Annotated in this window: 10 protein-coding genes; 6 read left to right on the top strand and 4 right to left on the bottom strand. The window is 68.9% G+C overall.

What is annotated here, in order from left to right; translation table 11 throughout:
* Positions 1–19 precede the first annotated feature (19 nt).
* Positions 20–1693 (top strand): ABC transporter permease subunit, encoded by a 1674-nt coding sequence (locus tag V8J36_RS20410; RefSeq protein WP_336469171.1) that lies wholly within the window; start codon positions 20–22, stop codon positions 1691–1693.
* Positions 1686–2678, top strand: coding sequence for an ABC transporter ATP-binding protein (locus V8J36_RS20405; RefSeq protein ID WP_336469170.1), 993 nt, complete (start codon positions 1686–1688; stop codon positions 2676–2678). Before V8J36_RS20410 ends, V8J36_RS20405 begins: the two co-directional genes overlap by 8 nt.
* A gap of 465 nt (positions 2679–3143) precedes the next feature.
* Here the strand turns inward: V8J36_RS20405 and V8J36_RS20400 are convergent, their stop codons facing one another.
* From V8J36_RS20400 to V8J36_RS20385, 4 genes are read right to left on the bottom strand one after another with little or no spacing between them, the layout of a single operon-like run.
* Positions 3144–4673: an ABC transporter substrate-binding protein gene (locus tag V8J36_RS20400; RefSeq protein WP_336469169.1), complete on the bottom strand. Its 1530-nt coding sequence runs from the start codon at positions 4671–4673 to the stop codon at positions 3144–3146.
* Between the two features lie 48 nt (positions 4674–4721).
* Positions 4722–5555: an ABC transporter permease gene (locus V8J36_RS20395; protein ID WP_336469168.1), complete on the bottom strand. Its 834-nt coding sequence runs from the start codon at positions 5553–5555 to the stop codon at positions 4722–4724.
* The gene (locus V8J36_RS20390; protein WP_336469167.1) at positions 5555–6532 is read right to left on the bottom strand and encodes an ABC transporter permease; all 978 of its coding nucleotides are present in this window, start codon (positions 6530–6532) and stop codon (positions 5555–5557) included. Before V8J36_RS20390 ends, V8J36_RS20395 begins: the two co-directional genes overlap by 1 nt.
* Entirely contained in the window at positions 6529–8220 is a 1692-nt protein-coding gene (locus V8J36_RS20385) for an ABC transporter ATP-binding protein (protein ID WP_336469166.1), read from the bottom strand. Before V8J36_RS20385 ends, V8J36_RS20390 begins: the two co-directional genes overlap by 4 nt.
* A 383-nt stretch (positions 8221–8603) precedes the next feature.
* On the opposite strand from V8J36_RS20385, the gene V8J36_RS20380 reads away from it, so the two are divergent.
* The 4 genes from V8J36_RS20380 (at position 8604) to V8J36_RS20365 (ending at position 14469) form a co-directional block, all read left to right on the top strand.
* Complete coding sequence (locus V8J36_RS20380) at positions 8604–9323, top strand: SDR family NAD(P)-dependent oxidoreductase (RefSeq protein ID WP_336469165.1); 720 nt, start codon at positions 8604–8606, stop codon at positions 9321–9323.
* A gap of 33 nt (positions 9324–9356) precedes the next feature.
* Positions 9357–10691, top strand: a complete 1335-nt coding sequence (locus V8J36_RS20375; protein WP_336469164.1) for an NAD(P)/FAD-dependent oxidoreductase — start codon at positions 9357–9359, stop codon at positions 10689–10691.
* Between the two features lie 65 nt (positions 10692–10756).
* Positions 10757–12811 (top strand): hydantoinase/oxoprolinase family protein, encoded by a 2055-nt coding sequence (locus tag V8J36_RS20370; protein ID WP_336469163.1) that lies wholly within the window; start codon positions 10757–10759, stop codon positions 12809–12811.
* Positions 12808–14469 carry a hydantoinase B/oxoprolinase family protein gene (locus V8J36_RS20365; RefSeq protein ID WP_336469162.1) on the top strand — a complete coding sequence of 554 codons (1662 nt, stop codon included), beginning with the start codon at positions 12808–12810 and terminating at the stop codon, positions 14467–14469. The genes V8J36_RS20370 and V8J36_RS20365 overlap by 4 nt, the downstream gene beginning before the upstream one ends.
* The last annotated feature ends 13 nt before the right edge of the window (positions 14470–14482 follow it).

The raw sequence follows: 14482 nt of genomic DNA, 5'->3' as shown, positions 1-14482 counted from the left end.
AAACCCCAGGGAGCACAGCATGGCTCCAAGCCCGCGCCCACGGAAGGTGGGCGCGCTGCCCTGGCTTCTGAACGCGCCGCTGGTCGTGCTGCTGGTGGTGCTGTTCCTCTGGCCGGTGCTGCTGCTGCTCGGGCTCAGCTTCGGTGAGGAGACCTGGACGCTTCGGCACTACGCGCGCCTGCTCGAGGTGCCGCTCTACCGCACCGTGCTCGGGAACACCTTCCTGATCTCGGGGCTGGTGACGGTGCTCTGCGTGATCTTCAGCTATCCGGTGGCCTATCTGCTGGCCACGGTCGGCGACCGCACGCGCAAGATCCTGTTCGTGATGGTGCTCCTGCCGTTCTGGACCTCGGCGCTGGTGCGCACCGCGGCCTGGATCGTGATCCTGCAAAGGAACGGCATCCTGAACTCGGTCCTGCAGTCCACGGGCCTGACCGATGCGCCGGTCGCCTTCATCTACAACCTTTCGGGCGTGCTGATCGGCATGACCCATGTGCTGATGCCCTTCGTGGTGCTGCCGCTTTATGCCGCCTTCCGCTCGATCGATGCCTCGCTGGTGCTGGCGGCGCAGAGCCTTGGCGCCTCGAGCCTGTCGGTCATGCGCCGGGTGATCCTGCCGCTGACCGCGCCGGGGGTGATCGCCGGGGCGACGATCGTCTTCATGAACGCCATCGGCTACTACATCACGCCGGCGCTGATGGGCGGCCCGGGGCAGACGCTGATCTCGATGCTGATCGCACAGAACATCAACGTCGACCTGAACTGGGGGCTGGCCGCGGCGCTGTCGGTGGTGCTGCTGGTGGCGACGCTGATCATCTTCGTGGCCTTCCAGCGCGCCTTCGGCCTCGACAAGCTGTTCTCGGGCGGCGGCGGGCGCGGGGCAAGCCAACCCTTCGGCGTCCACGGCCGGCGCAGCGGCGGCGGCTGGGTGACGGTCGCCTGCGGGATGCTGGTGCTGCTGGTGCTGATCGCGCCGATCATCCTCGTCTTCCCGATGGCGGCCTCGAACTCGCCGTTCCTGCAGTTCCCGCCGCCCAGCTACTCGCTGCGCTGGTTCGAGAACTTCTTCGCCGATCCGAAATGGATCCGCTCGATCTGGAACTCGCTGAAGGCCGCCAGCGTCGCCGTCCCGCTGTCGCTGGTGATCGGCACCGCCGCCGCCATCGGCGTGTCGCGCGCCACGCCGCGGCTGCGTCCCTGGCTCGAAACCTTCTTCGTGCTGCCGATGGTGGTGCCGGTGATCATCCTCGGGGTCGGGCTCTACTACCTGCTCGCGCCGCTGGGGATGCTGGGCAATCCCTACACGCTGGGCCTCGCGCAAAGCGTGCTCTGCGCGCCCTATGTGTTCATCACCGTGCGCGCCGCGCTGAAGGGCTTCGACCCCACGCTCGAGCTTGCGGCGCTGAACCTCGGCGCAAGCTGGGGCACGATGTTCCGCCGCGTCATGCTGCCCGCGATCCTGCCCGGCATCGTCGCCGGCGCCGTCTTCGCCTTCATCCAGAGCTTCGACGACGTGGTGCTGGCGCTGTTCCTGACCAACGTGCGCTCGCGCACCCTGCCCCGCGCGATGTACGAGGGCATGGCCCATGAAATCGACCCGACGATCAACGCCGCCTCGGCGCTGATCATCCTGCTGACCGTCGCGATCCTTGTCGCGAACCTGATCCTGTCCCGGAGAAACGCCCATGGCTGACACCCTTCTCGGCAAGGCCGTCTCGATCCGCGCGCTGTGGAAGAGCTATGGCCCGCAGACCGTGCTGCACGGGCTCGATCTCGAGGTGGCGGCGGGCGAGTTCTGCACGCTGCTCGGCGCCTCGGGCTCGGGCAAGACCACGATGCTGAAGGTCATCGCCGGGTTCGAGGAGGCTGACAGCGGCCGCATCGACATCGACGGACGCGACATCGCCCGGGTGCCGGTCGCCAAGCGCAACATCGGGATGGTGTTCCAGAACTACGCGCTGTTCCCGCACATGAGCGTGCGCAAGAACATCGCCTTCGGGCTCGAGATGCGCGGGCTCTCCTCAGCCGAGATCGCGAAGCGCACCGGCGAGGCGATGGAACTGGTCGAGCTGACCGCCTTCGCCGACCGGGTTCCGGGCGCGCTGTCGGGCGGCCAGCAGCAGCGGGTGGCGCTGGCGCGCGCGCTGGTCATCAACCCCGACATCCTGCTGATGGACGAGCCGCTGGGCGCGCTGGACAAGAACCTGCGCCAGTCGATCCAGCTGCAGATCAAAGCGCTGCACCGCGAGCTGGGGGTGACGATCATCTACGTCACCCACGACCAGGAAGAGGCGCTGCACCTGTCGGACCGGATCGTGGTGATGGACAAGGGCCGGATCGCGCAGAACGGCAGCCCGCAAGAGCTTTACCGCCGCCCGGCCAGCCCCTTCGTCGCGGGCTTCTTGGGAGAATGCAACTTCCTCGGTTCCGGCAGCGATCTCTGGGCGGTGCGCCCCGAGGCGCTGCGCCCCGGCCCCGCCGGCGCGGGCCAGCGGCAGGTCGACGCGGTGGTGGAAAGCGTGATCTTCCTCGGCTCGGTCACCAAGATCGTGGCGCGGGCGGGCGAGCGGCAGATCACCTCGGTGGTTGGCAGCGGCCTGATCGACCGGGCCCCAGCCGCGGGCAGCCCCCTGCCCTTCCACGCCGACGAGCGCGACGTGCTGGCCTGGCCGGCCTGAGCCAGCCCGGCGCCCGGCCACCGCGGCAGGGAAGCCGCAGCCCCCAACAGCGCCTTCGGCACCCGCGCGGGCTTCGCAGGCACGACGACCGGAGGTGCTCCTGGCCCCCCGCGGCAGGCAGACTGACGCCGAGGGCCGCCCCGAAAGAGGCGGTGTCGAAAGCGCTCGATCGACCGCGCGCCCGAGCGTCCTCGACGCATGCCGCGGCATCGGTCACTTCGGCCGCGCCGTCCGGCCGTCGGCATGGCGTCCTGCCATGGCGCCGTTCACCGCGGCCATGAACGCCGAACGACGCGCAGGACGTCATGCCCCGCCCCCCAGCGGCACCGCCGTCCGCCCGACAGCTGCGTGACCAGCCCCGTTTCCTGCGACCAAAGAAAGCGCTGCCTCGGCCCTGCCTGTGCCCCAAACGAAAAGACCCCACGGCATCGCTGCCGGGGGCCCTTCCGTCGATCTGGCGTCAGTTCAGTCGAGATCGGTGTTCTCGAGCGAGAAGCCCGACTGGAAGCTGAGGAACGCCGGCATGTTGGTGAAGTCCTTCACCGTCTCGCGCACCGCATAGCTCTGGTCGCGCCACATCAGGAACAGGATCGGCGCCTGGTCCAGGGCGCGGTCGACGAACTGCTTGTAGATCTCGTCACGCTTGGTCGGATCGGCGGTGGCGCGGCCCTCGTCCAGAAGCCGGTCGATCTCGGCATCCTGGTAATGGGCCGAATTGGCGGTGCGCACGAGGTTCTCGCCGCCGTAATAGTGGTTGGTCAGCCAGTCGGGATCGGTGATCTCGCCCACCGTGCCCATCACCGCCATGTCGTAATCGCCCTTCGAAAGCTTCGACATCCGCGTCGTCCAGTCCGGCAGGTCCAGCGTCAGCTTGATGCCGATCTTCGCCAGCTCGGACTGCAGCGCGATCGCGGTGTTCTGGTGGAAGCTGTACTGCGACGAGGCGACGATGCGGGCCTCGAACCCGTCGGGATATCCCGCCTTCGCCATCAACTCCTTGGCGTAGGGGATGTCGACCTTGTAGAAGTCCTTCTTGGTCTCGTCATAGCCGCCGTAGCCCTCGGGGATCGCCAGCCCGTAGATCGGGGTGCCGACGCCGTCGAAGGCGGTGTTCACGATCACGCTGCGGTCGACGGCATAGGCGATGGCGCGGCGCACGTCGGGATTGGCCAGCGCCGGGTTCGAGACGTTGTACTGCAGCCCCATGAACGGGCCGAAGGTGCTTTCCAGGCGGATGTCCGGGTCGGCCTCCAGCGCCTTCAGCTCGCGCGCCGGGACGTAGTCGATGATGTCGACCTCGCCCGACTTGATCGCGTTCACCCGCGTGTTCTCGTCGGCGTAGAACTGGTAGGTGACGCTGTCCAGCTTGGGCAGGCCGGGCTTGTAGTAGTCGTCGAACTTCTCGACGACCAACTCGCGGCCGCGCGTCCAGTGATCGAACTTGAACGGCCCGGCGCCGATCGGCGCGGCGGTATTGGGGTCGGCGCCATGCGCGGCGATCCAGCTGGCGGGCAGGATCACCGATTCCGGCAGGGCGAGGTAGTGGATGAACGACACCGCCGCCTTCTTCAGGCTGATCACCACCGTCTTCGGGTCCGGGGTCTCGATCTTGTCGACAAGCTCGAACTGGTTGCGGAACGAGGCGGTCGAGCCCGGTGCCATGATCCGGTCGAAGGTCGCCTTGACGTCGGCCGCGGTGACCGGGCTGCCGTCGTGGAACTTGGCGTCGCGCAGGTGGAAGGTGAACACCTTGGCGTCCGGGCTGACCTCGTAGCTTTCGGCCAGCTCGTTCGACAGCTTGCCGTCGATGCCGTAGTTCACCAGCCCGCGGTGGATGGCGAGCTTCACGGTGCGGAACGTGGTCCCGGTCTGGATGGCGGCATCCATGGTCGAGGGTTCGCCCGACAGGCCGAAATAGAGGTTTCCGCCGGCCTGGGCGGCGCCGGCAAGGCCGGCAGCGAGCGCCGCAACCGCGGCGAGACATGACATGCGCATGAGTGACGGTCTTTCCCTGTTGGTGGTCTTGTTCGTTGCGAGGTGGTCTTATTCTTTGCGAAGCCGGGGGTCGTAGAGGTCGCGCAGCGTGTCGCCGATCACGTTGACCGACAGCACGGTCAGCGCGAGGCAGACCGAGGGCCAGACGAGGTACATCGGGTTCTGCGACAGGTACTGCTGCGCCGTGCCGATCATCTGCCCCCAGGAGGGCGCCGGCGGCACGATCCCGAGGCCCAGGAACGACAGGCCGGATTCCAGCAGGATCGCCTCGGCGATGGTCAGCGTCGCCTGCACGAGCAGCACCGGCATGATGTTGGGCAGGATCGCGGTGAAGACGATGCGCGGGGTGCGCGCGCCCATCACCTGCTCGGCCTGCAGGTATTCCAGCCGCGAGACCTGCAGCGTGGCCGATTGCGCGATGCGGGCGAATTGCGGGGCGTAGACGATGCCGATCACCACCGCGAGGCTGGCGATGCCGCTTTGCCAGAAGACCACGGCCAGCAGCGCCAGCAGGATCGGCGGGAAGCACAGCAGGATGTCGACCACCCGCATCACCAGACCCGCCGCCCAGTCCCGCGCATAGCCGCCGACGATGCCCAGCGCGGTGCCCAGCACCGCCGCCAGCGCCGTCGCGCAGGCCGCGACCATGATCGTCGGGCGGATCCCGTAGAGAAGCCGGGACAGGATGTCGCGTCCGAACTCGTCTGTTCCCAGCGGATAGAGCGCCGAGGATCCCTGCAGCCGCACCTCGGCCGCGATCAGGAACGGGTCGTGGGGCGCGATCAGCGGACCGAAGAGCGCCACGAAGACGACGAGGGCGACGATGGCGGTGCTGGCGGCCAGGATCGGGCGGCGGCGCAGCGCCTGCGAGAAGCGGCTCATCAGACACGCCTCCGGCGGATGCGCGGATCGAGCAGCAGGTAGACCAGCTCGACCGCGAGGTTGATGAAGATGTAGAGCCCCGCGATGGTCAGGATCACGCCCTGCACCACCGGGTAGTTGCGGGTCGAGACCGCCTCGACAAGCAGGGTCGACAGGCCGGGCCAGTTGAACATCGCCTCGACCAGCACCGTGCCGCCCATCAGGTTGCCAAGCTGCAGCCCGACGATGGTCACGATCGGGATCGCGGCGTTGCGCAGGACATGGCGGCCGATGATCCGCCGCTCGCGCATGCCCTTGGCCCGCAGCGTGCGCACGAAGTCGCGGTCGAGGATGTCGAGGACCGACGAGCGGGTCATCCGGGTGATCGAGGCCGACAGCCCGAAGCCCAGCGTCAGCGCCGGCAGCAGCAGGCGGCGGAAATGCTCGGGCGGGTTGCGCGAGAAGTTCATGTAGCCGCTCGAAGGGAGCCAGTCGAGCTTCAGCGCGAACAGAAGGATCAGCATCGCGCCAAGGATGTAGACCGGCAGCGAGATGCCGATGGTCGAGAACGAGGTCAGCAGGCTGTCCACCACAGTACCGCGGCGCAGCGCCGCCACGATGCCCAGCGGAATGCCGATCGCCATTGCCACCACCACGGCCGCCGCCGCCAGTTCCAGCGTCAGCGGCAGGTTCTCGGCGATGTAGTCTGCGACCGGGTAGCCGTCGGTGACCGAGCGGCCGAAATCGCCGTGCAAGAGCCCGGTCATCCAGCTGGCGTATTGCACCGCCACCGGCTGATCGAGCCCCAGCTTGGCGCGCATCGCGGCCACCGCCTCGGGCGAGGGGTCGCTCTCGGCGCCCAGCAGCATCATCACCGGATCGCCCGGCATCACATACATGATCGAGAAGACCAGCGTCGCGATCAGCACCAGTTGCACCAGCGCCACGCCGATCTTGCGCGTCAGCACCGCAAGGGAGGACAGCAGCATGTCCATCATGCCACCGCCACGGCCGGGGGCGTGCCGATGCGCGGCACCGCGTCCAGAAGCATGCGGGTATAGGCGTGCTGCGGGCGGGCGAAGATCTCGGCCGCGGGGCCCTGCTCGACGATCCGCCCGGCCCGCATCACCGCGATGCTGTCGCTGACATGCTCGACCACCGCGAGGTCGTGGGAGATGAAGAGATAGGTCAGGTCGAACTCCTCCTGCAGGTCGCGCAGCAGGTTCAGCACCTGCGCCTGAACCGAGACGTCCAGCGCCGAGACCGCCTCGTCGCAGATCAGCAGCCGCGGGTTCAGCGCCAGCGCCCGGGCGATGGCGATGCGCTGGCGCTGGCCGCCCGAAAACTCGTGCGGATAGCGGGCCAGCGCCGCCTGCGTCAGACCCACGGCCTCGATCAGCCGCCGCGCGACCGCCTCGCGCTCGGACCCGCGGCCGTTGATGTCGAGCGGCGCCGCGATCAGGTCCCGCACGCATTGCCGGGGATTGAGCGAGGCATAGGGGTTCTGGAACACCATCGCGACATCGCGCCGCGCAAGCCGCAGCGCCTCGCCCGACAGCGCCGTCAGGTCGCGCCCGTCGAACAGCACCTGCCCGCGGTCGGCGCGCTGCATCTGCAGGATGAGCCGCGACAGCGTCGACTTCCCGCAGCCGGATTCGCCCACCAGCCCCAGCGTGCTGCGCGGCGCGATCGACAGGTTCACATCGTCGACCGCCCGCATCTCGACCGTTTTCGAGAAGGGCCCGGCGCGCAGGGTGTAGGTCTTCGAAACGCCGCGCAGCTCCAGCACCGGCGGCACAGCGGTCGGCACCGCGGCCGGCGCAGGGGCGACCGTGGCCCGCGGCTGTGCGGGGCGGCGCGCGGGGGCCCTGCCCTCGTCGCCGACCGTCGGCAGCCGCGCGCGCCCGGCGCCCAGCGCCGGCATGGCGGCGATCAGCCCGCGGGTGTAGGCGCTTTGCGGCTGGCGGAACAGGTCGGCGGTCGCCGCCTCTTCCATCTTGTCGCCGCGATACATGACCACGACCCGGTCGGCGACCTCGTAGATCACGCCCAGATCGTGGGTGATCAGCAGGATCGCCGCGCCGACCTCGCGGTTCAGCTCGCGCAGGATCTCCAGCACCTGCTTCTGCACCGTCACGTCCAGCGCGGTCGTCGGCTCGTCGGCGATGATCACGTCGGGCTTGCAGGCCACCGCCATCGCGATCATCACCCGCTGGCACTGCCCGCCGCTCAGCTCGTGCGGATAGCTGCGCATCGCCCGCGCCGGATCGCTGATCTTAAGCCGTTCGAGCAACCCCTGCGCCCGCGTCCGCGCCGCCTTGCGGCCGATCTTCTCGTGGATGCGGATCGCGTCGACGATCTGGTCGCCGCAGGTGAACACCGGGTCGAGCGAGGCGATCGGGTCCTGGAAGATCATCGAGATGCGGTTGCCGCGCAGCCGCCGCAGCGTCTCGCGGTCCGCCGCCAGCAGGTCCTGCCCGTCCAGCAGGATCCGCCCCGAGGTCACCACCGCGTTCTTCGGCAGCAGGCCGAAAACGCCCAGCGACATCAGCGTCTTGCCGCTGCCGCTTTCGCCGACCAGCCCGACGATCTCGCCCTTGCGGACGCTCAGCGACATCGATTTCACCGTCGGGCGCAGCCCCTCGGGCGTCTCGAAGGCGATCGAGAGTTCCTGCACCTCAAGCATGGCGCGACGGGAACCTGTGGGCAGCGGAACGGTGGGCGGTGGGCATGGTGTCTTCCTTCCGGTTCGCCCCGCGAACGGGGACAGTTGGGATGCAACGTTGGGAGAGTCGCGGCGAAAGCTTGCAGCCTTTTGACGTATTCCGGTTTCACGCCGCAATTTCTGTCAAGAAAAATTCACTATCGGGCACGAGATTCCCTAATCGGTCACGATGGTCATTGATTTCGCCCGGAACAGGCGACCATTTGCATATTTTTTAGGCCCAGAGCGGTGAGGCCACTCAGCGCGAACCAATATCTATCATTATCTTCCAGAATCTTCTTGCCAGCACGCCGGCGCGCTGCACTGCTGGCCACAGATCCGCAACTGCCCCCGCGAGTCCCCCGATGCCTTCCGACCTCCCCAACGGCGCGCCCGTCGCGGTCATCTCCGGCGCCAACCGCGGCATCGGCCTCGCGACCGCCCGCGAACTGCTCGGCCGCGGCTACCGGCTCAGCCTCGGCGCCCGCGACCCGGACCGGATGCGCGCCGCGCTGCCGGCCCCCGAAGACAGCGTGCTGGTCCACACCTTCGACGCACTCGCGCCGCAGACCGCCGCCGACTGGATCGCCGCGACCGTCGCTCGTTTCGGACGCATCGACGCGCTGATCAACAACGCAGGCAGCAACGAGCGCGTCACGCTCGAGGATGACGACGACGACGCGCTCGACCGGCTCTGGGCGATCAACGTCAAGGCGCCGCTGCGGCTGACGCGGCTCTGCCTGCCGCATCTCGAGGCGACGGGCCGCGGCCGCGTGGTCAACATCGCCTCGCTCTCGGGCAAGCGGGTGCGCAATCCCCACGTCGGCTATGCGATGACCAAGTTCGCGGTCATGGGCCTGACCCACACCATCCGCCATGTCGCCTGGCCGAAGGGCATCCGTGCCACCGCGCTCTGCCCCAGCTTCGTGCGCACCGACATGACCGATGCCGTCACCAAGATCTCGCGCGCCGAGATGACCGACCCCGAAACGATCGCCACGCTGATCCGCACGGTGATCGAACTTCCCAACACCGCAGCGGTCGCGGAACTGCTGGTGAACTGCCGTCAGGAGGACATGCTGTGACCCAGGCCGACGTCTCTGGACAAGGGGACTGACATGTCGCGCATCCTTCCCGACGCCGTGATCGGCGGGACCGAGCTTCCGCAGGACGCCGACGTGGTCGTCATCGGCGGCGGCATCGTCGGCGTCAGCAGCGCCTATTACCTCGCACAGCGCGGGCTGCGCGTCGTGCTGTGCGAGAAGGGCCTGATCGGGGCCGAACAGTCGGGCCGCAACTGGGGCTGGGTGCGCCAGATGGGCCGCGACGAGGCCGAGATCCCGCTGGCGCTGCAAAGCCTGAAGCTCTGGCGCGGGCTGAACGGGGCGCTTGGCGCCGACACCGGCTATCGCCAGACCGGCATCACCTATCTCTGCCGCACCGAGGCCGAGATGCAAGACTACCGCAACTGGACCGAGGCCGCGAAGGTCTACCAGATCGACACCCGTCTCGTGGGCAAGTCGGACCTGCCGGGGCTGCTGCCGGGCATCTCGGGCGATTTCGTCGGCGGCATGCACACCGCCTCGGACGGGCGGGCGGAACCGATCCAGGCGGCGCCGGCGCTGGCGCGCGCCGCCCTCGCGCTGGGGGCGCAGATCTTCACCAGCTGCGCCGTCCGCGGGATCGAGACCGAGGCCGGCGCCGTGTCCGGCGTCATCACCGAGCACGGCCCGATCCGCTGCCGGCAGGTGGTGCTGGCCGGTGGCGCCTGGTCGCGCCTCTTTGCCGGGAACCTGGGCATCGACCTGCCGCTGCTGAAGATCCTCGGCTCGGTCGCCCGCGTCTCGCCGGTCGAGGGCGTGTCGGACATGCCGGTCGGCGCGTCGAACTTCGCCTTCCGGCGCCGGCTCGACGGCGGCTTCTCGGTCGCGATGCGCAATGCCAATGCCGTGCCGATCGTGCCCGACAGCTTCCGGCTGTTCCCGGATTTCTCGGCCAAGCTTGTGACCTCGTGGAAGGAGCTGCGCCTGCGCGTCGGACGGCGCTTCCTCGAGGAATGGCAGATGCCGCGCAGCTGGGGGCCCGACGACATCACCCCGTTCGAGCGGATCCGCGTGCTGGACCCGGACCCGAACGCCAGCTTCCTCGATCGCGGGCTGCAGCACCTTGCGAAGGCCTTCCCGGCCTTCGGCGCGGCGCGGATCACGCGCAGCTGGGGCGGGCTGATCGACACCACCCCCGACGCCGTGCCGGTGATCGGCCCGGTCGAGCGGATCCCGGGCTTCTTCCTGGCCGTCGGCTTCTCTGGCCACGGCTTCGGCATCGGCCCCGGGGCGGGCCAGATGATCGCGCAGATGATCGCCGGCGACACCCCGCTGGTCGATCCCAAGCCTTTCGCGGCAGACCGCCTCGCGCGGGTGCGCCGCACCGTGACGCTGCCCTCGGCAGCCTGAGACAAGACCGGGCCCCGCGTCACGGATGCGAGGCCCTGACACATACCCAACGGGGACCTGGCGACATGGCTTTGAGAATTGGCGTGGATTCCGGCGGCACGTTCACCGACGTCTGCATGTTCGACGACGCGACCGGCAAGCTCGACATCTGGAAGGTGCCCTCGACACCCGCGGACCCCTCGCAGGGCATCTCGCAGGGCGTCGAAGAAGGCCTGCGGACCGTGGGCTCTGACGCCGCCTCGGTCGGCTTCCTCGGCCATGGCACTACGGTCGCGACCAACGCGCTGATCGAGCTGAAGGGGGTCAAGACCGGCCTCGTCGTCACCGACGGCTTCCGCGACCTGCTCGAGATCGGCCGCCAGAAGCGCCCTAACCTCTACGACATGAACGCCGAGAAGCCCGAGACGCTGGTCACCCGCGACCTGCGCATCGAGGTGGTCGAGCGTCTGCGCCCCGATGGCGCGGTCGAGCTGCCGCTGGACGAAGACGCCGTCCGCGCCGCGATCCGCAAGATGTCGGCCGAGGATGTCAAGGCGATCGCGGTCTGCTTCATCTACGGCTTCCTGAACATCGAGCATGAAAGGCGCGTGCTCGAGATCGTGGCCGAGGAATTCCCCGAGGCCTTCGTTTCGGCCAGCCACGAGATCGCCCCCGAATTCCGCGAGTTCGAGCGGATGTCGACCACGGTGGTCAACGCCTATCTCGGCCCGATCATGCAGCGCTACATCGACCGGCTCGACATGCGGCTGAAGGATCTGGGCCTGAAGATCGCGCCGCAGCTGACCCAGTCGAACGGCGGCGTGATCGGCTTTGGCGCGGCGGCGAAGCTGCCGGTGCGCACGGTGCTGTCCGGCCCCTCGACCGGGGTGGTCGCCGCGCAGGCGATCGGGCGGATGGCGGGCTTCCCGAACGTCATCACCTTCGACGTCGGCGGCACCTCTTCGGACGTGGCGCTGCTGCAGGACGGCTTCTGCGGCCTGACCAGCGAGGCAATGGTGCATGGCTACCCGATCAAGGCGCCGATGCTCGACATCCACACCGTGGGCGCGGGCGGCGGCTCGATCGCGGCGGTGGACTCGGGCGGGCTGCTGAAGGTGGGCCCCCGGTCGGCGGGCGCCGACCCGGGCCCGGTCTGCTATGGCCGCGGCAGCACGGAACCCTGCGTGACCGATGCCAACATCGTGCTGCAGACCCTGAACCCGGTCGAGATCCTCGGCGGGCGCATGAAGGTCCGCCGCGATCTCGCGCTGGAAGCGGTACAGCGGCTGGCCGACAAGCTGGGCCTCGGCGTGATGGAGACGGCGCAGGGCATCCTCTCGGTCGTCACCGCCAACATGGCCAAGGCGATCCGCGTGATCTCGGTCCAGCGCGGCCACGACCCGCGCGACTATGCGCTGATGGCCTTCGGCGGTGCCGGTCCGCTGCATGCCGCGCGGCTGGCGCAGGCGCTCGACATGAAGTCGATCATCGTACCGCTGACCCCGGGCACGCTCTGCGCGCTGGGCCTGCTGCTGACCGACCTGCGGGCCGATTTCGCGGTCAGCCGGCTGCTGAAACTCGACGCCGGCGCCGTGGGCCCGGTGCAGGACGCCTTCGCCACGCTCGACGCGCAGGCCGCAGAGTGGTTCGCCGCCGACAAGATCGCGCCCGAGAACCGCGTCGTCACCCGCACCGCCGACATGCGCTATGTCGGCCAGAACTACGAACTGTCGGTCGCCGTCCCCGCCGGCCCGATCACCGCCGAGACCTTCACCGCGCTGGCCGAGGGCTTCGAGCGGGCGCACCTGCAGCGCTTCGGCTTCGTGGCCGAGGGCGAGGCGGTGCAGATCGTCACCCTGCGGCTCGAGGCGGCGGGCCTCGTGAAGAAGGCGGAACTGCGCAGCCACCCGGACGCCGGCCCAGACGCCTCGGGCGCGATCATCGCCCGGCGCGAGGTCTGGATGCCCGAGGCCGGCGGCTTCGTCGAATGCCCGGTCTATGCCCGCGACCGGCTGAAGCCCGGCAACAGCTTCGAAGGCCCGGCGATCGTCGAGCAGATGGACGCGACCACCGTCGTGCTGCCCGCGATGACCGCCAAGGTCGATCCCACGCTCAACCTCATCCTGGAGTTCGCGCAATGACCCATGCCCGGACCACCACCACCGCCGATGCCACCCCGGTCGGCGCCGTCGACCCGATCACCGTCGAGGTGATCGGCTCGGCCCTTTCCTCGATCACCGAGGAGATGGGCGAGGCGCTGGTGCGCGCGAGCTATTCCACCAACATCAAGGAACGCCGCGACTGCTCGACCGCGATCTTCGACCGCGACGGCAACACCCTCTGCCAGGCCGAGCACATCCCGATGCACCTCGGCTCGTTCATCGGGGCGATCCCGCGGATCCTGCAGCGCTACCCGATCGAGACGATCCGCGAGGGCGACGTCTTCATCGGCAACGACGCCTACGAGGGCGGCGGCACCCACCTGCCCGACATCGTGCTGACCGAACCGGTCTTCGCCGACGGCCGCATCGTCGCCTGGGCGATCAACACCGCCCACCACTCGGACTTCGCCGACCGCGGCCATGCGCATATCTTCCAAGAAGGCCTGCGGATCCCACCGGTGCATCTCTACCGCGAGGGCGTGCTGCAGGATCAGATCCAGGAACTGATCCTGCTGAACTGCCAGGTCCCGCACGAGCGCCTGTCGGACCTGCGCGCGCAGATGTCCGCGAACCGGCTGGGCGTGCAGCGGATGAAGGCGCTCTGCGCGAAATACGGCACCGAAAAGGTGCTGCTCGCCGGCGAGGCGCTGCTGGACTATGCCGAGCGCAAGATGCGCGCCGGCATCGCCGCGATCCCGGACGGCGTCTACAGCTTCACCGACCGCTTCGAGTCGGTGCAGTTCATGGAAGGTTGCGACCTCGGCGTCACCATCACCGTCAAGGGCGACGAGATGGCGCTGGACTTCGACGCGCCGCCGCAGATGCGCAACGCCCTGAACGTGATCTACACAGGGCTTCTCGCCGCCTGCTACTACGCGGTGAAGGCGGTGGTCGATCCGACCGTGCTGCCGAACGCGGGCCTCGCGCGGCCGCTGACCGTGACCGCGCCGCATGGCTCGCTCTTGAACTGCAAGGCCCCGGCGGCGGTGAATTCGCGGCTCTCGGCCTGCCAGCGGGTCTGCGACATCATCATGGGAGCGCTCGCCAAGGCGCTGCCCGGCCGGGTGATGGCCGCCGGCAACGGCTCGTGTGCCGCGGCGATCTTCAGCGGCACGCTCGGCGACGGCAGCCCCTGGGTCTATCTCGAGACGATCGGCGGCGGCGGCGGCGCGCGCCCGGGCGCGGACGGGCTCAGCGGCATCCATGTCCACCTCACCAACACCTCGAACCTGCCGGTCGAGGCGCTCGAGCTGGAATATCCGCTGACGCTGCTGCGCTACGAGCTGGTCAACGACTCGGCCGGCGCCGGCACCTTCCGCGGCGGAATGGGCCTGCGCCGGCTCTACCGCGCCGAGGCCGACTGCCTCGTGGGCGTCGAGGCCTCGCGCACCGGCTCGGACCCCTGGGGGCTCGAGGGCGGCGGCAGCGCCACCCGCTCGATCATCAGGCTGAACGGGGTGGTGCTCGACGCGCGCTCGACCCCGCTTCGCAAGGGCGACCTCGTCGAGGTCGTCACCCCCGGCGGCGGCGGCTACGGCGCCCCCTCGGGCCGCAGCGCCGCCGACGTGCAGCGCGATCTCACCGAGGGCCGCATCTCGGCGGCCTTCGCACGCGAAGCCTACGGGATCGGCGCCTGAGCGCCCCTCCCCA

It is taken from the genome of Frigidibacter sp. MR17.14 (assembly GCF_037095735.1).
Lineage (GTDB): Bacteria > Pseudomonadota > Alphaproteobacteria > Rhodobacterales > Rhodobacteraceae > Frigidibacter.
Note: the sequence above shows the minus strand (reverse complement) of the source record. Positions and strands in the feature narration are given on the sequence as shown.